Origin of the sequence: Bacillus songklensis, from assembly GCF_042649685.1 — a bacterium.
Taxonomy (GTDB): Bacteria; Bacillota; Bacilli; order Bacillales; family Bacillaceae_H; genus Bacillus_BA; species Bacillus_BA songklensis.
This window is the reverse complement of sequence record NZ_JBHRZT010000072.1, coordinates 120,370-141,952: the sequence shown is the minus strand read 5'-3', so window position 1 is coordinate 141,952 and position 21,583 is coordinate 120,370. Positions and strand designations below refer to the sequence as shown.

The following is a 21,583-nucleotide window of genomic DNA, read 5'->3' as shown; positions in this document are numbered from 1 at the left end:
TGCTGCCATAAAAGTCAGTCTTATGGTTTTTGTTATTTAACTAACCGTGAAAGTGAAATAGTCTTGGTCAGTTGCAATTTACGTTTATTGGTTTCGAACGCGTACTCGTCGACTTGATGTATGTCTCTCAGTAATCGTGCAGATCCTGTTAGGCCATACCGATTTGTCCGTTGAACAGTACCAATAGTTCCCCCATCATCCACTGCTCCCCAATAATCATCTTGAATGAGGTCTGGAGGTATTTCTTGTCGCTCAAAAACGAGTTGATTAACAGCCAATTTCGCCAAAGATGTTGCCTGCTGCAAGAAGAAACTGTAAATACTCTCCAAAACCCTACTTATCCAGTCATAAAGCTTAACATTGGTAAACTTATTTGTGAGAAAGTCAACAGTTGCTTCTGCATTCTCCTTTTGGATTTCTGCGATTCTCTGCTCCCGTTCTGCCACCCGTACATGATCTTCGGAGATTTTTACTTATTAGGTGCTGATTAAAACTTCTTGCTGTGACAGAGGTCCCTTTGAAACTCCCACTCTTCCTTGCGTCGCTCATAACTGGCCATTGTGGCTAGAATAAAAGCCTTGGTTGAAAGTGCACTTGCTATGTTCGTATAAATGTCCCCATAACAAAAATGCCTGTCACCTCCCGAATTTCATCGACCTATTTAACAACTCTTGGGTAGTGCACGCACAGATCCTCTACTATTAGCGAGCTCCCTTCAACACATGTAACAGTATGACCAATTATAAAGATGATTGTTCAATAGATAAAAGCACTAACTCGTCTTAAGCTAGTGCTTCTTTACCTCTAAAATACAGGAAAAATAAAGGTGCCCTTCTCGTTTACATCCCGGCTTTCCGTTCAAAATACTGATGCAATCGATACTCACATATTTCCTTCGTCCATTGATAAAAATATCCTGGTCATTATCGTCAATATCTAGGTGAATAACAAACTGGCCATCCTCAAAGCTAATCAATCTTTTTGAACTCCCGCTCCACTTTGTCATCGGCATATCTGCAATTAGCTTGCTGATTTTCTTCTCGTCATAGTTCCACATTTGCTTTGATGATTTCTCGGAAAAATCAATGCGCTTTCGATACTCTGTTTCTGTTAAATAGTGATGGAAAAAAGGAGCGGCCTCCTGTGGTGTGACTGGATCTGCCCAATGCTTGGCTCCCCGCTGAAGCATGTAAAGCAGTTAATCCCTGAATAATCTAAAACTCCTATTACAACAAACCACCTCATGCTTCAAGCTGTTCCAGCACTTCTTTGAAAAAAGCGGACGGATTTTTCACCATTACAGATAACGGCATCTCTTTCAGCCTGCCTTCTTTACCTATGATTACAACGCCGCGTTCATAGTCAATGGTTATACGTACGTTTTGAATTTGATAGCTTTTAATGGCAGAAGCATGGTCTAAATATGAGTGATCCAACTCAATCTCTACCTTCTTGGTAAACCTGCGAAGTGTTCGCCAAATGACCCGCTCTTCCTTTGATTTCATGAACAACTCGGGAAGTTCTTGAACCCCTTTTAATAAAGGTAGATAGTAGTTTGGTGTTAAAGATTATGATCGAAAAGATATTTTGTTAATTCATACTAATAGAATTTTATAAACTTTCATTTATCTATACTGTCACATGAAATGCTTAATCCATTTCACGCATTTATTTTCACAAACAAATGTAACTTAAAAATCCCATTTACTTAGAATACGATTTGCGTTTATATATCTATCTGGGGTTTTTAGTGAAAAATAATCCATTCACCTTTTTAAACTTTTATTTAAATTAAACATATTCTTTTCCGTTTACTAAATCACCTAACGTATAATAACGTGGTCCTGCATTATTCGTTCTTGGTCTAGGCTCATGAGGTAAACCCTCTACTAAAGATAAGATATAAAATTTAAATGTAATAGGCTTTTCAAATCCAAATCCTTCACTACGTTCAATGATATACTTTTGGATTCTATCCTTTACGCTTGCTGAATAATTTAATCCTTCTAATTCCTCCCTCCAATTAAACAGATCGATAACAAAAGTAGATTCAATATAATAAACAGCAGCCATTCGCCCGCCTTCAGCTTGTCTAAATGAGATTAAATCCTTCAATTGATTATAATTACGATCGTTAGGATGTGCATGAATTAAAAATTCACTCACCAATTTATGTGTACCGCCAACGGAAACAGAAAGCACCACTTCATTTAAATCCCACTGCTTCGAAGAACCGATATTTAAGTCTGCACCCCAGCTATAAGACAAAACGGTCTGTACTTCTTCACTTTCAACATAAGCATTTTTAACTTTTAGCTCTGCCTCAATTTGTTCACTAGTAATTTGCCAATAACCGATACCATATATATCATCAATCAATTTATCGGTATATTTTATAATTGGTGATACCTCTTTCAACTCGGTTAAATTCATTAATAACTCGTGGTTTTGCGTTAAAGCTTTTTTAGTGAAGTTGGCAGATCCAATCATACAAGTTTTATTATCAAAAACATATACTTTTGAATGCAAATCTTTAAGAGCCAGTACAGTCACATTATTCTCAATGAGAATTTTTAAAGCTTTTAAGTTACTAGCTCCATCAATGAATGCCTTTCGCTCAAAATATGTTACGACTGTGCAATCCAAACCTTTTTTCGTTACAGAATCCATTAATCTCTCAATCGTATATGTACTTAGAAAAGGACTAATAATCACTTTGTCATTTCTTCCCCTAATATATTAACCCATAGGACCATTCACTCTATTCCCTTGTTTCTTTTGCTTCATCTCTTCTTTATTTCTCCATTCCACAATGGCTTCCTCTTAAATAATATATATAATAAGATGTGTTAACGGCTTAAGACCCTAAAAATCCCATCCACTCCCAATTTTCCTTTTTTCTTTTATAATCACTCATCGCAATCTTACATTGGAAATATTTTTTCAATCATATAGACGCAAAGAGAGGGCGTTTATTTATCCCTCTCTTGTGCGCAATCAATATCAATCTTGCTCATCCATGATTCCCTCAAAGGCATCAGATACTTTTTCAAATTCCTCGTCATTCTCAATAAATGACAAGTCACCGTCATGGTCGACCTTTAAAAAGAAGTTAACGTAGTAAAATGGGGTAGTTTATCCCCAAAAATTCCTTAACGTTTTTTCTGGTACTACCCCTTTTAGATCTAAAGCAATGGTTTCTCAGAAAACGTCAATTTCTGATAGTTTTTCGTTCTCCTTATCGATAAATAACTCCGTGACCTTTACATAAGACGGCATCAACGGATGATGACGAATGACGTTGACACTATTCTGTACACCATCAGTTAAAGTTTCGCTGCCCTCTAACCATTCACTGATATTACCCTCGGGAAATTCTGGCATGCAATTTTTAAAAAGATAATCTAATGTCTGTATTTTCTCCTGTAATCCTTTGTTTTCGTATATTTTGTTAAGTATATTCCCTGTATTCTTTTGATCATCTTTTGTGGCGACCACAAATATTTCCTCAACATTTTCCTGATAAACAGCAACAATGATGTCCCTCATTAAATCGTCGAAAGGTTGTGAAATTACTGGTTCATAACTTTGTAAGATTATGATATTTTCTGGATTGACATTGGTCGCCTGTTTAATTAAACGTTCCAATTTGTGCTCCATTCCAATGACAAATAGCACTTTTTTCTTTTCATCTATATACATCAATTTCACTCCATTAATTATTTGAATTTGCTTCAAATAAATTTCCTTTAACCCTTTCATTACCAAACAAACTTATTCATAACGAAAACGGTTGCGCAACAAAACTTTATTTGTACAGTGAATTTATAATGTTTTGAAGGTACCTCATTGTTTTTATGATAATTTGTTTTGCAAATCACTTGAAAGCTTAAAGACCATAACTCGTTCTCCAGTGTGTGTGCTAATATCGGTGTGAAAACTCACTACTTCTTGATCTGTTATAGTTAATATAATTTCCTTTAAGTCTTCTAGACCTGATTCCACCAAACTATTTCGATTCTCTTTTACTGACAACAATCCCTCTTTATCTTTACATAGTGAATATTCAGCAGGAGTTAATATACCACGTAATATAACAACAATCATATCCCGTAAGATATCTGATTTAACAGATACTGGGCCACGTCCAAGATAAGTTTTCTCCCAATAAGTTAAAGCTTTACTTATTTCAGCTTCAAGAGTTCCTTTTGATTTATCCATAATGATTCCCTTTCCTTTTCCCTTATTAAAAGTTACATAAACACATGAACAAATATTGACTATATTATTCTGGAAAACAATATTTTCTGCCCATGTGAATATTTTCTTCCGGAAGACTATGTCCCATTGTATTGTTTAGCTTTAAACCGCTGGTAAGCAAAGCCTACTTCTCACAAGGCACATGTTAGGTCCTTATCACCGAACTCGGAAAGTAGTTAAGACCAACTTTCCCAGTGTCCTTCCGGATCAATGGACGCAAGCCGAATCCATCCATTTTGAACTTTTTGATGTAATGCTAGATCATGATCCAGCAACCGTTCCACATACTCCCTTGGCGCTTGTACCACCACCAATAAACGCATGGGAACATGATAGATCTCTTGATCCGATTGCATCACGGACTGCCAGGGAAGTCCGGCTAATAAGTCACTGGCATTCCCCTGCATTACTCCGATACCGGCCGTCACTGTTTGGGTAGCTTTATTCCCACTGCCATAATAATAAGGTGCAACGGTAGACGCGTAATATTGCAGGTTAATCCATTGAGCAACCGTTACTGGCCCGGTGATAATGTTGGCAAGTAGAGCACCGTTCTTGTCCTTCTGCCAGTTATAGTTGTGGAGAAAAGCTCTCCCACCCAAATTGCATTCTTGGGTAAGCCGGCGTTCTCCAATGATAAACGCGGCGTTACGCGCCAGTCCCCATTCCGGGCGTACCTCACTCCAATCTTCTGCAAAGCGTTGCGCTTCAGCCTTCGGATTCTTGTAATCAGAGCCGAGATTTGGTAATTGCGATATTCGCTCGGCATTTGCTTCATCACTAACCTTTGGCAACGTGGCTTGGATACGATTAAATGCTTTTTGAGCTGCATCTGAAAGTTCAGGAACATAAAGCCAACGTAATTGATCAAGTGTTGTGATATGCTCGGCAGCCGCGAAAACTGTATCTTTCGGAATCGAAATTCCCTCTATCTCGAGGGTCTGCCTCACCATTGGAAGGTTACACAGGGCTGCCAGTACCCGCGCATTGAAGCCACTTGATGCTCCTCCGCATGCCCCACAGTCCAACGCGGAGGCATATGGATTGTTCGTGCTGTGACTTCCATGTCCGCAAATGACCACTAAAGGAGCGAAATGATCTGTGAGCCCCATCATTTTTAGAGCTTGCCGTGCATAGTGCACTTTTTCTTCCTCAGAAAAGCCAACCGGTAACTCCGTTTCCGAGGTATGCACATGGTCGAGCAAGAGTTCCGTGGAAGGTTTGTTCAACCATGTATCGCGAATTTTGCGGAAAGTATAACCTGCGCTCCTTGGAACAAAGCTGCGGGCCAACGTTTGCAAACTAAGCCAGGGGCCGCTTATCTCCGGCAGCAACAAGCTGGAAAGCAGGTTATGTTTCATCGTTTTGAATGTGCAGCTGAGTGAATTCACCGCCTGTTGACGTTGTTGATACTGTTTTAATTCAAACTCTGTTGAAGATTCTTTTACTTTGAATTGCGGTTTGAACATAACCGGCAAGGAGTTATGGCTGTGTTTACTGCCAAGCTCGTTGGTTTTAATCGGCAATCCAAAAAAACCGGCTGTTCCAAAAGTCTCAAAAGGACCTGCTTTTTCAAGTTTGCGGCGAAAAGGCTCTGAACGTACATCAATACAAAATACAAATTGTGCCAATGCAGACTTTATGTGATCTGCTGCTGTAAGCTGTTTCGATGTGATCATCTTCATTAATTGATCTTCGTATGTTTTTTCCCAGGCTTCCAGCCAAATCCGATTGCGGAGAATCTTATCAAAACGATAGGCTAGTGTCAAACGTGCTTTTACTTCTATGGAAGACAACTGTGACCATGCATTGATTGGCAGGTTACCCCATTGAGCCCAGGCTGCAATCAATGGTTCTAGAAGTATTTTATCCATTCTTTGTTCAGGCAAGGGAAGATATGGTTTAATCAAGGCCCACTCCATGGAAATTCGAACAGCCAAATATTCAGTTAGCAGTGAATTTTCTTGAGTTGATTGCTGCGAGCGCCAAAGCATCATTCCTGCCCAGCCTGGCAAGGCAAGTAAATGAGCCTCAAGATAGTCTTGTATCTCTGAATAAGGGATTTCTAGTGCCAACAATGCTTCCTTTAAAGCATGGTCAGCCTCTTTCGGTAAATTATTTAGTTGTTTACGTATCTGATGGCTCAGTGCCGGATCATGCTGGACAAGTCCGCGCCACGCATGATAGAAACCTTCTTCGCGATTTGGCATGGACCATACAGCCTGGGACTCATCCAAGAACAATTTACACCATTTGATTATATGACGATTGAGATCGTGAGCCACCCGCTCACCGGCCAGCTGTTCTAAGCACTGACTATACGTTTGTACTGAATGTTTTTCGGTAATCTGGGACTTAAAACGGCGTAGTTTCCTTGCCAAGCTTTTTAACTCAGGTACTGCCAATAGGTTGGAAGATGGCTTATCCTGCATAAGGGCAGCCCGGCAGAACCGCTCTCCAACCCCGCGTGGCAATTCTAGAGACTGTAAATCAAGCCAGTGTTGAAGTCCCATTTCTAGAAAATCCTGATTAATCTCGCCTCGATTCCGTGCAGATTGAAACATGGAATCATTGGGATATATATGTACATCACATGTATCTTTGAGCCTGCGTGCCACCAGTTCAAATGGTTGTCCTTCCAAACCCATCCAGGGGTTACGTGCCGCAAACGTGTTAATAGGCCCAAGTGGTGCTATGACTTTGCTCGCTGATTTTACTAACTCGTTAATATCAAGATCAAGATAATCAGGTTCCTTTTCCAAAATTAATGTTTTGGCTAATAGTGTATTCATCGTAAATTACCTCCTCGAGATAGGGATTGTGCCAGATACTTTGGATGGCTTTCGACCAAATCATTATGAGGCTCACCCAATCGTACGAGCCAAAGATAAATGATAGCAAAGGAAGTTGACGAACGATTACGAGCTAACCATGCACCTATAGCACTACCGGCCAACAAGGTAAACATGAGGAAAATGGCCGTGGGTGTAGGGGGTTGTATTCCTTTCTGAACTGTTTCATGTAATAGCCTATAAAAGGCGGTATGGATGATGTTGAACACGATTGCCATTCCTGCAAATAGAGAAAATCCCGCAATACGCCCAATACGACCGTACCCAAAAGCCACGAGTTGTGTCCAAGCAAATGACACAGACCACCCCAAAATTAGGGCACTTATCAATTGATAAGCTTCTTCAGGAGAAGTTAGCCAATAACCAATCCCCACTAGGAGACCTAGAACACTTCCAGTGATTGTCCATAAAAATGACGATGGCCGTGTTGTCCGGGACATTGACTCGTTGTGACGTATTGCAGAGCCAGCCTGTAAGAAAAGGGTGGATTTGAATAGACCATGTAATACGGCGTGAATAATGGCTGCCAAATAAGCACCTAATGCACACTGGATCAGCATGAACCCCATCTGCGCAATCGTAGAGCCTACCAGCTGTCGTTTATAGTCAACTTGGACTAGCATAATTCCGGTCCCCATCAAGACTGAAATACTAGACAGAACGAGCAAAATAATCTGTGCTGCATCGCCGCTAAAAAGAGGCGCGAAACGAGTCAACATAATTCCACCGGCATTTACTATACCCGCATGCATTACTGCGGAAACAGGCGTTGGAGCAACTACCGAGTCCAATAACCAGCGTTGAAAAGGCCATTGTGCTGCAGGAATCACTACGGCCACTATCAGCAGTAGGTTTATACAGGTCCTCTCCCATGAACCAAGTTGTGCAAGACTGTTTTGAGTAAGTATGAGCGACAACTGCCAATGCCCCGCGGCTTGTGTTACCCAGATTATCGCTAACAACAAGATAAGCCAACTGAATGCAAACAGACGACCAGAAAGCGCAGCAGCATTTCTAGCCACTTGCCACTCCTTTTTTAATCTTATGAGCAATGTCAGTCCCAGGAGTGTAGCTCCCCAGCAAACCAATAGCCAACGAAGATCATCACTGAGCCAGGCAACTGAATCAGCAACCGTAGTGAGTGTCAGTAGTGCAAAATATTTTCGATAAGAACGATCACCGAGTAAGTAACGAACAGAGTAGCGCTGCACAATTAAGCCAATTGTAAGGACAAACAACGCCAGCAGCCATGATAAGGAATCAAGACGCCAAGGGCCAAAAATCACACTCCCATTGTTAAAAACAAGGGCCAACAGGGCGACTATCGGGGGGAACGATATTATGCCGACGTGAATACGAACAAAATTCAACGGAACCCTTGGGTATAACAGGAATAACGCGCTAAGCACAGAAACCGCAAGTAATATAAAAAATGCTGTTGGCAGTGAAACAAAATGCAGGGAAACTAACATCCAGCTTCCCCCCTTTGAAATGGATGGATGCAAGCAACCAAAATTCCGAAAATATGACTCTTAACAATTTGCTTCATTATGTAACTTTCCTTCCTACTGAATAACATTTTTATTTTTTTAAAAATAAAAAAACCGACAATTTCTAAATTTAATGGTCATTTTAAAACCATTAAACTTTGAAAATTGTCGGTTTACTTTTAACTAGTCCAATTTGACTTTTTAAATAGTCTACCTTTTTTATATAACATTTTCTTCCTTACCAATAAGGAAGCGTATTCCCGGTTTGCCTTGTTCCTGACCTCTATTTTTATAGGTTTCCTTTTTCATATAGTCAAATATGAGATTATTAACTGTATGCTAAAGTAATCTATATTTTTAGAAGTATTTTAAACATTTATTTTAGTAGTAATACTACTCTTTATTAAACATTCTGTCAAGTTCAATATCGGTCCACGCTTAATCATATCCAGTAACATTTACATATGATTTGACCAGATACTACTCTCAAATTTAAACCTTTAAAAATTGATTTATTTAATAACTTTTTAGCAGTTTCTTCACACATATCCCTCTAATCGTAGGGTGAATTAAAGTTATTATATTAGTTCTTCAGGTCTATAAAAACGAATCCAATCGCATTACTATCTGGACCACTCGATTCTTTTATCATTGGTCAATATCTATTCCTATTAATATTCGTCTTCGGTAAGCCGCGGGGTCAGACCCCATCCTCTCACATAATCATAACGCCGCACTCATAATTAATGGTTATACGTACATTTTGAGTTTGATAGCTTTTAATAGAGGAAGCATGGTCTAAAGATGTAAAAAAGGAGTAATGCGCCTTGTGTATCAGCATTACTCCTTTATTCTTACAACTTACTTCAACTTTTAACTAAAATATATCCCCATCAACTTACGGACTAAGTCCTCTTGGCGAAATTCACACTCTTTTATAGTCCACCCTTTAAAATTCTTCAGCTCTTTCGTCAGCTCAAAATCTGTAATCCCGTTTGAGAAATATTTTTTAAGCTTTATATCGAAATCCCTATTATTCGCTGAAGAGTTCTTCTTACGGCTTAATAATACTAAATTACCTAAGCGATGTGTCCAGATTTTCCGTTCTTCTTCCGTGAATCCGTGCTCCCAACTGCTTCCTTTAGGAGGTTTTTGGGGTAAAATATGTTCTACGCTTATAATACCTGTATATGATTTTTTTACATTAGCATTTTCGTTCAATGCCATATCAAGTCGAAGCAATAAATATTTGGCATATTTCTTCTTGTAAAAATCATCTGCTTCGATATTAAACCTAACTGTTTTACAGTCCTCAGTTTTTTGAAAAATGCCGGCTCCCAGCACATCCTGTGGTGTCTCCGCCTGATTGATTGCCTGAATCATTTTCACCATTTCTGTTACTCTCCAGTCGGGCTAATTCCCCTGATCCAGCTCACCACAAACTTTCGTTCTAACGCTTGTAAAAATGGATAAACCTCATCATCTGCTTGAAACTTCTGGACAAAGTGAATAAGCACAGGAATCCAGTCAGAAGAAGGAATGAAGTCCCGCATAAGGGTTAACAAACCATGATATTTTACCTCTGTTTCTTTATTATGTACCTGGATTTCGGCATTTAAGATTTTTTCACGGTAAATATCCGCAAACTGCTTCACATATTCAATAAATGCTTTCCCTCTAAAATTCGGGTTCTTCGCAAATATCTTTTCTTCATATTCTTCCTGAATTGTTTTACGTGCCTTCTCCTTTACGAAAATAAGACGAATATAAGCAAGAAGCTTCTCAAGCTCCTCTCTCCCCAACTCTTCTTCCATTGCTTCCCACATGTTTTGATAATGCATCCGCTCGCTCTCAACGATCGCTCCTAAATTGGTACTCTTTAATAAATCCGCATTGCTAAGCGGCATTCCACGGTCATTTAAAATGGAAAACAATCGAAAAGCCGATGTAAACGTTCCTGTTTTAACATAAACAAACATGCATCGGTTTAATACAAAGTGAATCATTTTATCGACTAACGGCTCATTCAATTGGCCGTTCTCCTTAAATCGATCCGTAAATATATGTATTGCTTCTATCATCCGTTCCTGTGACTCCGTTAAATCTCTCTCGCTAACAGGGAGCAGGGTCCCGCCTTCTTCTAAAATATATTTTTGAAAAAAGAGTAGTCACGATCACGTACACGCAAACGAACTGTTTCCGGCTTATCTTCATAAGGGTCAGCTTCTTGGTAGATTTTTGATTGCAATGTGCTTTTAGCCTTAGGATGTGCTATTAAATCACGCATGACAGCAAGAAGGATGGTCAGGGTTGTCAGACGCTGTTGTCCGTCTACAACGTCATAAACTCCGCTATCGTCACTTTTCTGTGAAATAACCTGTAAAATAACACTTCCTAAAAAATAGCTTTCCTCCTCAAATTCCAAAGCTTCCTTTATATCATCAAATAATTGCTCCTGTTGATCCTTTTCCCATGAATATTGGCGCTGGTAGCCCGGGATTTTAAAAGTAAATTTCGATCCGAATAAATCCTTAAACAGGATCTCCTTTGCCTCGATTCTTGTATCAATTGTTGCCATTTTTAAACCCCCATCTATTTCTCTAAAGTTGCTGCTGGAATCTATATTGAAAATTATATCATTTTACTAATTTTAGTTAAATATAGCCGATACGCTTCTCTCATTTATAAAAAACTTCTTAAAGAATCATTCTTTAAGAAGTTTCCGCTTTCCGTTCAAAATACTGATGCAGCCGATACTCACATATTTCCTTTGTCCACTCATAAAGAATCTCTTGGTCCTGTTCATCAATATCAAGATGAATTATAAATTGACCATCCTCAAAGCTAATCAATCCTTTTGAGCTCCCGCTCCACTTTGTCATCGGCATATCTGCAATCAGCTTACTAACTTTTTTTTCATCATAATCCCACATTTGCTTTGACGATTTATCGGAAAAATCAATGCGTTTTCGATACTCTGTTTCTGTTAAATAGTGATGGAAGAAAGGAGCTACTTCCTGTGGTGTGACTGGATCTGCCCAATGCTCTTGTCCCCTTTGAAGCATGTAAAGCAATACAACCATTTTATAGCTTTTAACCATACCTGTTCGTTCTACTTCCACAAGCCAGCACTCATATTTACGGAATGCTTCCTGCTCGCGCTCTGTTAACTCGTTGGCCCAGTACAAAAAACCAGCATATGATTTAAATTCCTGATAATACGTTTTTGAAGGTTCTGTTCCACGCAGATGAAGCTCCAAATAAGTTGGTCTGCGGCCAAGCTCCTGTTTTACCTTTAAGTACGCTTGTTTTAACGCTTCCTTGCGTGGCTGTCGCTTTTTCGCCAGCTCCTCCAGCAGATTAATAACCTCTGTTTCAAGGTGAAGCTCGCAATTTACCGGAACCGTTGCAACAGCTGCCGCTTTTTTCTTCTGCTCCCCTGGCTCAAGCTGAAATAAGCTCAGCTTAATATCAGCATTCCGATAGTTCCCGATCAGATCAATAATCGCACAATACTCTTTTTCAGCATGCAGTCTTAATCCCCGGCCAACCTGCTGGGTAAAAATCGTTAATGACTCGGTCGGTCTTACGAACAATAATGTATCAACAGAAGGAATATCCACCCCTTCATTAAAAAGGTCGACTGTAAAAATGACATCTAGAACCCCTTCATTTAATTGTTTAATAGCCTCACTTCTTGATACGCCAATCGTTTTAGAATGCAGACTGATAGTTTGGTAGCCCTTCTTTTGAAAAAAGTCTGCCAGAAAGTTAGCTTGTCCGATAGACGAACAAAAACAAAGCGTTCTTGTTTGCTTATGCTTCAGCCATGCCTGCAAAATGTTTTCCGCATACTCCTTACGCAGCTGTACGGCTAACAGCTCCTGCTGATCATACTTCTTTCCAAGCCATGTAATCCCTGAATAATCTGTTTCATCATATACACCAAAATACCGGAACGGCGTAAGCCACCCTTTTTGGATCGCTTCAATAAAATGAAGCTGGTATGCCACATTTCCATCGCATAATGCATATACATCCTTTTGGTCCATACGGTCAGGAGTGGCGGTAATTCCAAGCAAAAACTTCGGTTGAAAATAATCGATCACTCGCTGATATGTAGTAGCTGCAGCATGGTGAAATTCATCGACGATAATTAAATCAAAATCATCCGATCTGAACCGGTGCAAATGCTTTTCCATACTTAATGTATAAACAGAGGCAAACACAAAGTCTGTGTCTGTTGTTTTTTCATAACGGTAATAAAGGCCGCCTGTCCGCTCCGGCATAATGGTTTGGAAAGATGCCTTTGCCTGGTGCAGCAGTTCTTCCCTGTGGGCAATAAAGAGAACACGCGCAAACCTTTCAGCAAAAAAGCCTGCCAGATAAGTTTTCCCCAGCCCTGTTGCCATGACGACCATTGCCTTATGATACCCTTCTTCATATGTATTGAATAATGCTTCAAGTGCTTCATGCTGGGCCGGGCGGGGATGGATAGTGCCGTATGTACCCGAAGGTTCAACTATAACTTCCGGCTGTTTCTTTTTTTCCTCAACTGGCAGCATCATATCCGCCTCTTCCGTTTCTGTCCAGTTACGAATTAGGTTCGGATACTGCTGGTGATAAGAATGATAGGACTGCTCATAAACCTTAATGGTTTCATGATTCACTGGGACTGTCTGTTCATGATAAAACAGCTGCATAAACTCTGTGAGTGCATTCTCAAATGTATCGGATATTTCGTCATTTACGATGACATTCCATTCCACACCGCTGACAAGAGCGGAAGAGGATAAATTAGAGGAGCCTACTACAAAGGTATTGCCGTCCTTCTGCTGAAACAAATAAGCCTTTGGGTGAAAAGACTGGCCGTTACTCTGCCAGAGCCGGACTTCAATATCGGGGTGAATATCAATCAGTCTCGCCAATGCCTTTGGCTGGGTCACATGCAAATAGTCTCCAGCCAAAAGCTTCACCTCTGCCCCTCTCTCACAGGCTGTTCGCAAAGAAGGTGCCAGCAAGTTCACACCCGAGTCCATCACAAAAGAAGTTAAAATATAAATACTGTCCGACTGTTCAATCGCTTTTTGCAAATGCTCTCCTAAACCGTATGTAATTAACTGAACGTTACTCATCTTCCACATCAATCAGAAGAATCTTCTCCTGAAAGCCTCCCCGTTTTTCTGCTTTCATTTTCCGTACCCCTTCAAGCTCTTCTACTGAAGAACCATGGGCAGCGGCAAGTGCATGAACAACCTCCAGTAAATCTGCCAGCTCTTCAATCGCTTCCCCATCCGTTTTGCTGTTCATATATTCCGCTAATTCCTCCTGTGCTTTTTTACGCAGCTCTTTTATATATTCGTCTTCATTTAAAACCCTTGATCTATACGTTTTTCCCATTGTTTCAATAATTTCAGGAATACGATCACGTACTAACTTATTGTAAACAGGCATTGATCTTCCTCCTTCTTTTTACGGATACGGCACAAGATTCGGAATCGCCTTTCGGATACCTCCACGCGGATCCTCTATATCCCCTTTATATCGGGGAATGAGATGGACATGAAGGTGCATCACCGTCTGGCCACCGAACTCTCCAACATTAATGCCGATATTGTAACCGTCTGGATGGTATTTATCGTCCAAAAGCTGTTTTCCCTCGTGCAACAGTGCATGGATTGAAGCTAATTCCTCCGTGGAAGCCTCAAAATAGGTCTGGATATGGCGCTTTGGTACAATTAGCAGATGACCCTTTTGGACAGGGTATTTATCGAAAAAGGCAATAACGTGATCATTTTCTAATAGTATGTTTTCTTTTGGTAATGAGCAGAATGGACAAGACATGGGTTCCTCCATTTAAAAATTTATATAAGACATTATGTTCTCTATGAAATTATAACAATGGAAGATACAAGAAAAAAGCACCAACTCGTATGTAGTTACTGCTTTTGAATGGTTATAGCCTATTATCCTTTATTTCAACTCCTAACCCTCTAACTTTAAATTTTATAGTACCTTCTATATTTCAGGTGGTTGGAGAATTAAAGAAAGTTCTCCGTCTTCCACAGTTCTTTTGATATAGTAAACATAGACAAAATTAAGAATAAGGTGATTCATTTGACGAACAAAAACGGATTTTTTGAAGAGCTACTTATCGATAATAAGCAATACCCTGATACAAAAGCAATTCAGCGTCTATCTCCAAAAGAGTATACAGAAGCGCTTATTTTACATACAGCAAACAAATTGAGTGAAAGAATTAATGCTCTAATTACAAATGAACAATACGATAAAGTCATTCAAGTGACACAAAAAATTTCTAATGCCCTATCAAAAGAGAATGAGAGATTTTCTTTGCCGCTTTCCATGATTACGTATAGCTCGGAAATTGAGAGTATGCCGCTTAATGAAGATCTATATTTATCACGAATGGATTTAATTCATAATGAAAAACATTCAATTAAAAACTTCTTTAAAACATTAAAATACGAAATGTTAACATCAGACCGTGTGGATTTTATGGTAAGTTTCATTCGGGAGTCGGGTTTGCATTTATTAACGCGTCCACTATTGCAATTACAAGAAAAGAACATACCAATCCGAATTATTACGTCCACTTATATGGGAATTACCCAGGCAAAGGCACTCAGAAAATTATTACAATACGACAATGTTGAAGTAAAGGTATTAGATAATCAAAAAGAGTCGTTTCATACTAAAGCCTATATGTTTTACCGTAACTCTGGCTTAAACACGGTTATTATTGGGTCATCTAACCTTTCTCATTCAGCATTAATCAACGGTCATGAGCTCAATGTCAAAATCCCTCATACCGCTTATATGCCAGTTTTTGATCAAGCACAAAAAACATTTAATCAAGCATGGAATAGCTCAGAAGCCATCCCGCTGACAGAAGAATTTATTAGAGTTTATGATGAATATCAAAAAGCAAAGCAAAAGGTTGAAAAGCATGTGCAACAAACACTGAAAGTGGCCGAAACTGAAAAACACTATAGTTTAAAACCTCTTCAACCAAATCAAATGCAAAAAGAAGCATTAGAAAACTTACGTATTACAAGAGAAAATGGAAATACACGCGGAGTGATTATCGCCGCAACTGGAACAGGTAAAACCTACTTATCCGCTTTCGATGTGAAAGCCTATCAACCTAAAAAACTTCTCTTTATTGCTCATCGTGAGGAATTGTTAGATAATGCAATCGAAACATTCCAACAAGTGATCCCACAGCACAGCTGGTTCGGAAAGTTGACAGGATCTGCAAAAGAATGGGATAAGCCATATTTATTTAGTACTGTACAGTCACTTCATAAAGAAAACACTCTTTCTCAATTTTCAAAGGATGAATTTGATTACATTATTGTCGATGAGTTTCATCACGCAGAGGCGCCTACCTACAAGAAAGTTCTAGAATATTTCAAGCCAAACTTTTTATTAGGGCTGACAGCTACTCCAGAACGAATGGACGGCAGAAATGTATTGGCACTATGTGACCATAATGTCGTATATGAAATTCGTTTACGCGATGCATTAGAAGCAAAGCTATTAGTCCCATTCCATTATTTTGGGGTGACGGATGAAACGGTAGATTACAGCACCATCCCTTTACGAAATGGTTTGTTTCAAGAGGACTTACTTGTAAAAGCGTTAAAAACAAATGAGCGAACAGATTTTATTATTGAAATGATTGATACATACGGCTATCAAGGAGACCGAATGATTGGGCTTGGCTTTTGCTCCAATATCGAGCACGCCAAATATATGAGTGAAGAATTCAATAAAAGAGGATTTCATACTACCTTTTTAACAGGTGAGCATAGTATTTCCTATCGTGAAGCGGTGGTAAAGCAACTAGAAGATGAAAATGATCCGTTGCAAATGATTTTTACTGTGGATATTTTTAATGAAGGAATCGATATTCCAAGCCTAAATCTTATTCTCTTTTTACGACCGACAGAGTCCTCCACGATTTTTATTCAGCAACTCGGACGTGGTTTACGTAAAATAGATGGGAAAGAATTTGTCACGGTATTAGATTTCATTGGAAACTATGAAAAATCATTTGTTGTACCACTAGCACTTTCAGGTCAAATCAATCATAAAGCCTTTGATAAAGACTCGCTACGAGTAGCAATTACACATGAATTTGCTGATCTGCCTGCTGGCTCTTATGTGGATCTAGACCCTGTTTCCCAAAAGCAAATTTTAGATAAAATCGATTCTATTAAAATGAATGCAGTGGATATGCTAAAATCGCTTTACCAACAATTTAAAAATGAATTAGGTCGTTCACCAGAAATATTGGATTTCTTATATGCAGAACAGTCCCCTAGCTTTACCTTCTTTATTTATAGGTTTAAAACATGGGTACAAACAAAAGAAAAAATGAAGGACATCAATGAGCTAGATAAGCGTATTTTAGAGAATACTTTAATGACAGAATTATTGGAGCGGCTAGAGCAACAAATGCCCATTAAATGGCCTTACGATTTAATCATTTTAGAGATTGCTTTAAAACAACGAATCATTACGTTTGAAGATATTGTAAAACAACTTGAAAAACGCTTTGCTACGAAGATTCATCTTGAAAGCCATGAAAGCTTACTTCATCAATCCATGGTTCGCCTGTGTACACCATATAAAAAGCAAAAATGGTCATTTGGAGAAATGGATAACAACATCTTTATCTTAAATCCAGCCATTGTAAAGCTAATAGAAGATCAAGAGATGAAATCATATATACAAGATCGTATTGATTATGGGATCATTGAATTTAGACGGACATATCAGGCGAATCGCTTCTTATCAAAAGGAGAGAAACTATCTCTTTATCAAAATTATACTAGAAATGATTTGATTTACTTATTTGAAGCGGGTGTTCAGGAAGGCTCATGGAGAGAAGGCGTTAGTAAAACGGGTAATCATTACTTGCTTTTTGTGAACTTAAATAAAGCAGAAAGTGTAGAGGAACACTTATTATATAAGGACTATTTTATTGATCAACACCATTTTCACTGGCAAAGCCAAAATCAAACCTCTCATAAGTCAGAAAGAGGAAAGGACTATATGTATCACCAAAATAGAGATATCCATATCCACCTCTTTATAAGAAAGTTTAATAATATGCACGGGATGACGCTGCCTTTCACCTACTTAGGTGAAGTTGACTATGTCACAAGCCATGGTGACAACCCTATGAGTATCACATGGCGCTTGCATCAACCCGTACCAGAAGACTTATATATTGACTTTATCCGCTAACAACTTATCAATTGTTGGAATATCAGCCGGTGCCCATTCTAATAAGCGAAGCTCTTGAAGGGGCACCCATTTTAATTCAGCATGTTCCTTTGCTGTTGGGGTTCCTTCAACGATTTTTGTTCTATATGTAAGCAAGTTTACAATCACATTCGGATATTCATGAACGACATCTTCAATCATTTCAAATACTTCTACTGTACAATCCAACTCTTCCTGAATTTCGCGAACAAGAGACTGTTCAGGCTTCTCGCCCTCTTCAATCTTTCCACCTGGGAACTCCCAAAGGTTAGGTAAAGACATTTCTGGTGAACGCAGAGCACAAAGAATATCACCTTGCTCATTTATAGATACGGCTCCTACTACTTTTACTGTTTTTTTCATTGGATTCATTCCTCTCACTACTTAAATTACCTAATTTCTCGATTGATTTTCAATATTTACTCTAACATATGGTAGAAGTGAAGTGAATGGTAGGAAAAAGGAATGTTGTGTTTATGGTACATTAAAAGTTAAAAACCATTTCTATGGAGATATTTTTTACTTTTTTAAAGAGTATAAATATAATGATTATTGATCTTTACTCTGGCAGCGTAGAGGTCAGGCATAGGATCAATCACTAAGATGCTTTTCAATACTTAACGTATCTCTTATAACCATGCTTATTATTGACAACGTCATCTATCAGTTGGCGGTATTTAACATCCCTACTCTTCCCCCCAAGAAATTTCGGTTACATATTTTTGCAACGCATTTACTAATCATTCTGTTGCATTTATCATTTCCATTCTCACTAAGCTCATCTTTTACTCCTCCATCCTCCCGTTCACTTCACACTCTAAGCATAAAAACGACCGGCTATAAAATCATAACCGGCCGTTACCTTGCGAGATGAAATTTCTGCTTTCTATATACATGCTTTTTCCTCAAAGAGGAACCTTATCAATCTTCCACTGATTAATCTTCCTATATAATGTACTTCTCGTAATCCCCAGCTTTTTGGCTGCTTGTGTCACACTCGTTGATTCTTTGAGGGCTTGTTCGATCATCTGCTTTTCCATGTCCTTTAGGTTGGCGACGGAAGGCAGTGAATTTATATTGTCAGCTTTATGGAGTTCACCCGGCAGGTGGACCGGCAGGAGGGCGGGTTCATCAACGGCTAGGAGAAATGCCCTTTCCATGATGTTTCGAAGCTCCCGGATGTTTCCCGGCCAGCTGTATGATTGAAGCAGCGGCAAGACGGAATTGGATAGATGGCAAGGGCCCTTTCCGTACTGTTCATGGAACTGCTTTAGGAATTGTGTGGATAGTGTCTCGATGTCTTCGATCCGCTGGCGGAGGGGCGGGATATGGATGGTAAATACGTTTAACCGGTAATATAAATCCGAGCGGAAGGAACCTTGATAGGCGATTTCTTCCTTGAAATTGCGAAAAGTGCTGTCACTACCTGCATCCTGTTGATTCACTCGACAATATCCGGGTAGTGGCAGGCATGAATATAAATTAAGGAGCCGGAACTCGATAATAAAAAAGCAAAAAAAATTACAACTAAAGTTGCAATCTTTTAAATCAGGATAGTCCCTCCTCCCCTATATCTCTTTTATGTAAAAGACCGAACAACGACCTTAAATGCTCCTAGTACTCGAAATTCCTTTCCCCCTTCCTTTCGGTTTGAATACTTTTTATTTAATTATTTATTATCTGGCTATCCTATTTAATTAATCCTATTCAGTTATTAAGAAGGACACGGTTCTGCTCTTGGAAGCGGCAGAAACGGATCACCTGGACCGAGGAATCGTAATGCGGCAAAACTTTAAAATTCAAATCTTCTTGAACTGCCAAATTGCAGGTGGATACTATACTGGTTTAACGATTCTTTTTTCCTTGATTGTGGTAATTGAGCAAACTTTACTAATTAGATGCCTATATTCTTTTGTTTTAGACGTTTGAAAGACAAATTCACCTTTGTTGTGAAAAAGTGTCTTCGTAAAGCTGATGAAATTAAATAGGGCATGAAGGAATCATTGACTTAATATACGAAATACTGTATTTTAAAACATCGAATACATAGTAAGCTAGTAGGTTTACTTAGCATTAAACTTATTCAACAGGGGAGGAACTATTTTGAGAGAGTACGGTATATGGATATTAGTGCTTGCAGTTGGCTATACACTAGCGCTCATTATCGCAGGCCAGTTAACAAAACGTAAAGTTAATAAGAAGGACAGCTACTTTGTAGCAGGAAGAAATTTCAACAAATGGATTGTCGCTTTTTGTATCACTGGATTGTTTTCCGGCTCAACCTACATATCAATTTTAGAATTATCTTATATGTCAGGAATTTCTGCTATATGGTATGGAATAGCCGAAATGGTCCAAATATTTATTATTGCTTTTTTAATTATTCGTTCATTTAGAAAGAAAATGATGGTTACCGTAAGTGGCTTAATTGGAGAAAAGTATGGACGTACTGCCCTAGGTATTTCCGGTTTGATTACTGCATTTGCTTTCCCTATGTGGTCTGTTGCAACAGCTATTGCTTTCGCGTCAGCTATTCACGTTTTCACCGGAATATCATTGACACTTTCTGTTGCAATAACAGCTATTTTATTATTCATTTATTTGCAAGGGGGAGGCATGTGGTCCATTGCGTTTACGCAAACGATTAACATTTTGCTATTTGCAGCTATGTTTATCATTGGATTAATCGCCGTCTTTATCAACCCGGGGATTGAAGGGCTGGTCGCATTTGCGACTGAAAAACCCGTGATGTTTGACTTCGATAAGGTTGGTTTACAAGTAATTGTTGCTTGGTTTGGCACGTTTCTGGTAAACGTTATTCTTGCACAAGCGGCATTTCAGATGGCACTTTCTTCCAAAACCCCGGAGGAAGGACAAAAGGGGATGATCATAGCAGGATTTATGGCTGTTCCTTTTATTGTCTGTGGTGTATTATTTGGAATTGCTGCTGCAGTGGTTGTACCAAATGCACAAGCAGGATTAATGGCCATTCCGCTATACTTAATGGAAGTATTGCCAGCACCTCTTGTAGGCTTGTTTTTCTTAGGAGTATGGGCGTGTGCACTTGGCTGGGGGGCTCCTTGCCAATTTTCAGGTGCAACCAGTCTTGGAAGGGACTTTGGACGTGCTGTAAATCCAAAAGCCACAGAAGAACAGCTTATTAAATATACGAAAATTTCATTGCTTATTCTAACTATACTAATGATTATATTTGGCATGCTTCGTACAGAACAATCCGCATGGTGGAATGTTCTAGCTTGGACGATCCGCAACAGTGCAACATTTGCACCGGTATTAGCAGCCCTATTCTGGCCAGTGGTTACAAAAAGAGCTGTAATTACTTCATTGTTGACAGGTTGCTTAAGCGGTTTAATGTGGTATCATCTGGGAGACTGGCAGCCTGCTGCGTTTTATTTGAACATTCATCCTGTCTGGGTGGGAAGTTCTATTAATATACTAACAATAGTGATGGTTACATTATTGGACAAAAAAGCTGAATGGGTTATCCAAACAGGGAAATCTGCCCGCTTTTTCTACATCGCTTTAGGAGCTGGAATTATATTAACCGGCGTAAATGTTGTTTTCTTTGATTTACTCTATCAAAATGGATTAACCGGATTATTCGGATTCGCAGCAATCATGTCCTACTTTATAGCAATCATTCAATTTTTCAGACCAGCTCAT

At 39.1% G+C, this 21,583-nt stretch carries 16 protein-coding genes and 3 pseudogenes; 2 read left to right on the top strand and 17 right to left on the bottom strand.

Features of this window, described 5'->3' with window-relative positions; all coding sequences use genetic code 11:
* Positions 1-32: 32 nt before the first annotated feature.
* From ACFOU2_RS19535 to ACFOU2_RS19465, 15 genes and pseudogenes are all read right to left on the bottom strand, one after another.
* The gene (locus tag ACFOU2_RS19535) at positions 33-467 is read right to left on the bottom strand and encodes a Tc toxin subunit A-related protein (RefSeq protein ID WP_377918669.1); all 435 of its coding nucleotides are present in this window, start codon (positions 465-467) and stop codon (positions 33-35) included.
* A gap of 372 nt (positions 468-839) precedes the next feature.
* Positions 840-1,189: pseudogene (locus tag ACFOU2_RS19530) on the bottom strand (DEAD/DEAH box helicase family protein); the annotation flags it as partial.
* Positions 1,190-1,241: 52 nt separating this feature from the next.
* Positions 1,242-1,547, bottom strand: a pseudogene (locus ACFOU2_RS19525) (restriction endonuclease-like protein); the annotation flags it as partial.
* Between the two features lie 244 nt (positions 1,548-1,791).
* A complete protein-coding gene (locus ACFOU2_RS19520) occupies positions 1,792-2,715 on the bottom strand; it encodes a phospholipase D-like domain-containing protein (protein ID WP_377917984.1) in 924 nt (307 codons plus the stop codon).
* Between the two features lie 288 nt (positions 2,716-3,003).
* Positions 3,004-3,111: pseudogene (locus ACFOU2_RS19515) on the bottom strand (DUF1292 domain-containing protein); the annotation flags it as partial.
* Positions 3,112-3,201: 90 nt separating this feature from the next.
* The gene (locus tag ACFOU2_RS19510; protein ID WP_377917983.1) at positions 3,202-3,702 is read right to left on the bottom strand and encodes a carbonic anhydrase; all 501 of its coding nucleotides are present in this window, start codon (positions 3,700-3,702) and stop codon (positions 3,202-3,204) included.
* Positions 3,703-3,855: 153 nt separating this feature from the next.
* Entirely contained in the window at positions 3,856-4,221 is a 366-nt protein-coding gene (locus tag ACFOU2_RS19505) for a DUF2294 domain-containing protein (RefSeq protein ID WP_377917982.1), read from the bottom strand.
* Between the two features lie 215 nt (positions 4,222-4,436).
* Entirely contained in the window at positions 4,437-7,052 is a 2,616-nt protein-coding gene (locus tag ACFOU2_RS19500; protein WP_377917981.1) for a DUF2309 domain-containing protein, read from the bottom strand.
* The gene (locus ACFOU2_RS19495; RefSeq protein ID WP_377917980.1) at positions 7,049-8,584 is read right to left on the bottom strand and encodes an NADH dehydrogenase subunit 5; all 1,536 of its coding nucleotides are present in this window, start codon (positions 8,582-8,584) and stop codon (positions 7,049-7,051) included. The genes ACFOU2_RS19500 and ACFOU2_RS19495 overlap by 4 nt, the downstream gene beginning before the upstream one ends.
* Before the next feature lie 891 nt (positions 8,585-9,475).
* A complete protein-coding gene (locus tag ACFOU2_RS19490) occupies positions 9,476-9,985 on the bottom strand; it encodes an HNH endonuclease family protein (protein ID WP_377918668.1) in 510 nt (169 codons plus the stop codon).
* A 14-nt stretch (positions 9,986-9,999) separates the two neighbouring features.
* Positions 10,000-10,728 (bottom strand): GmrSD restriction endonuclease domain-containing protein, encoded by a 729-nt coding sequence (locus tag ACFOU2_RS19485; protein WP_377918667.1) that lies wholly within the window; start codon positions 10,726-10,728, stop codon positions 10,000-10,002.
* 14 nt (positions 10,729-10,742) lie between these two features.
* Positions 10,743-11,180, bottom strand: a complete 438-nt coding sequence (locus tag ACFOU2_RS19480; RefSeq protein ID WP_377917979.1) for a DUF262 domain-containing protein — start codon at positions 11,178-11,180, stop codon at positions 10,743-10,745.
* Between the two features lie 133 nt (positions 11,181-11,313).
* Positions 11,314-13,737: a DEAD/DEAH box helicase family protein gene (locus tag ACFOU2_RS19475; RefSeq protein ID WP_377918666.1), complete on the bottom strand. Its 2,424-nt coding sequence runs from the start codon at positions 13,735-13,737 to the stop codon at positions 11,314-11,316.
* Positions 13,730-14,056: a phosphoribosyl-ATP pyrophosphohydrolase gene (locus tag ACFOU2_RS19470; RefSeq protein WP_377917978.1), complete on the bottom strand. Its 327-nt coding sequence runs from the start codon at positions 14,054-14,056 to the stop codon at positions 13,730-13,732. The genes ACFOU2_RS19475 and ACFOU2_RS19470 overlap by 8 nt, the downstream gene beginning before the upstream one ends.
* 18 nt (positions 14,057-14,074) lie before the next feature.
* Complete coding sequence (locus ACFOU2_RS19465) at positions 14,075-14,446, bottom strand: HIT family protein (protein ID WP_377917977.1); 372 nt, start codon at positions 14,444-14,446, stop codon at positions 14,075-14,077.
* 273 nt (positions 14,447-14,719) lie between these two features.
* Between ACFOU2_RS19465 and ACFOU2_RS19460 the strand changes: the two genes are divergently transcribed.
* Positions 14,720-17,881, top strand: coding sequence for a DUF3427 domain-containing protein (locus tag ACFOU2_RS19460; protein WP_377917976.1), 3,162 nt, complete (start codon positions 14,720-14,722; stop codon positions 17,879-17,881).
* On the opposite strand, the gene mutT is transcribed toward ACFOU2_RS19460, so the two are convergent.
* Positions 17,858-18,262, bottom strand: a complete 405-nt coding sequence (mutT, locus tag ACFOU2_RS19455; RefSeq protein ID WP_377917975.1) for an 8-oxo-dGTP diphosphatase MutT — start codon at positions 18,260-18,262, stop codon at positions 17,858-17,860. The genes ACFOU2_RS19460 and mutT overlap by 24 nt on opposite strands.
* 542 nt (positions 18,263-18,804) lie before the next feature.
* On the bottom strand, positions 18,805-19,344 hold the full coding sequence (locus ACFOU2_RS19450) for a helix-turn-helix domain-containing protein (protein WP_377917974.1): 540 nt from the start codon (positions 19,342-19,344) through the stop codon (positions 18,805-18,807).
* Between the two features lie 658 nt (positions 19,345-20,002).
* Here ACFOU2_RS19450 and ACFOU2_RS19445 point away from each other — a divergent pair.
* Positions 20,003-21,583 (top strand): sodium:solute symporter family protein (locus ACFOU2_RS19445; RefSeq protein WP_377917973.1); only part of this gene is annotated, 1,581 nt, incomplete at its 3' end.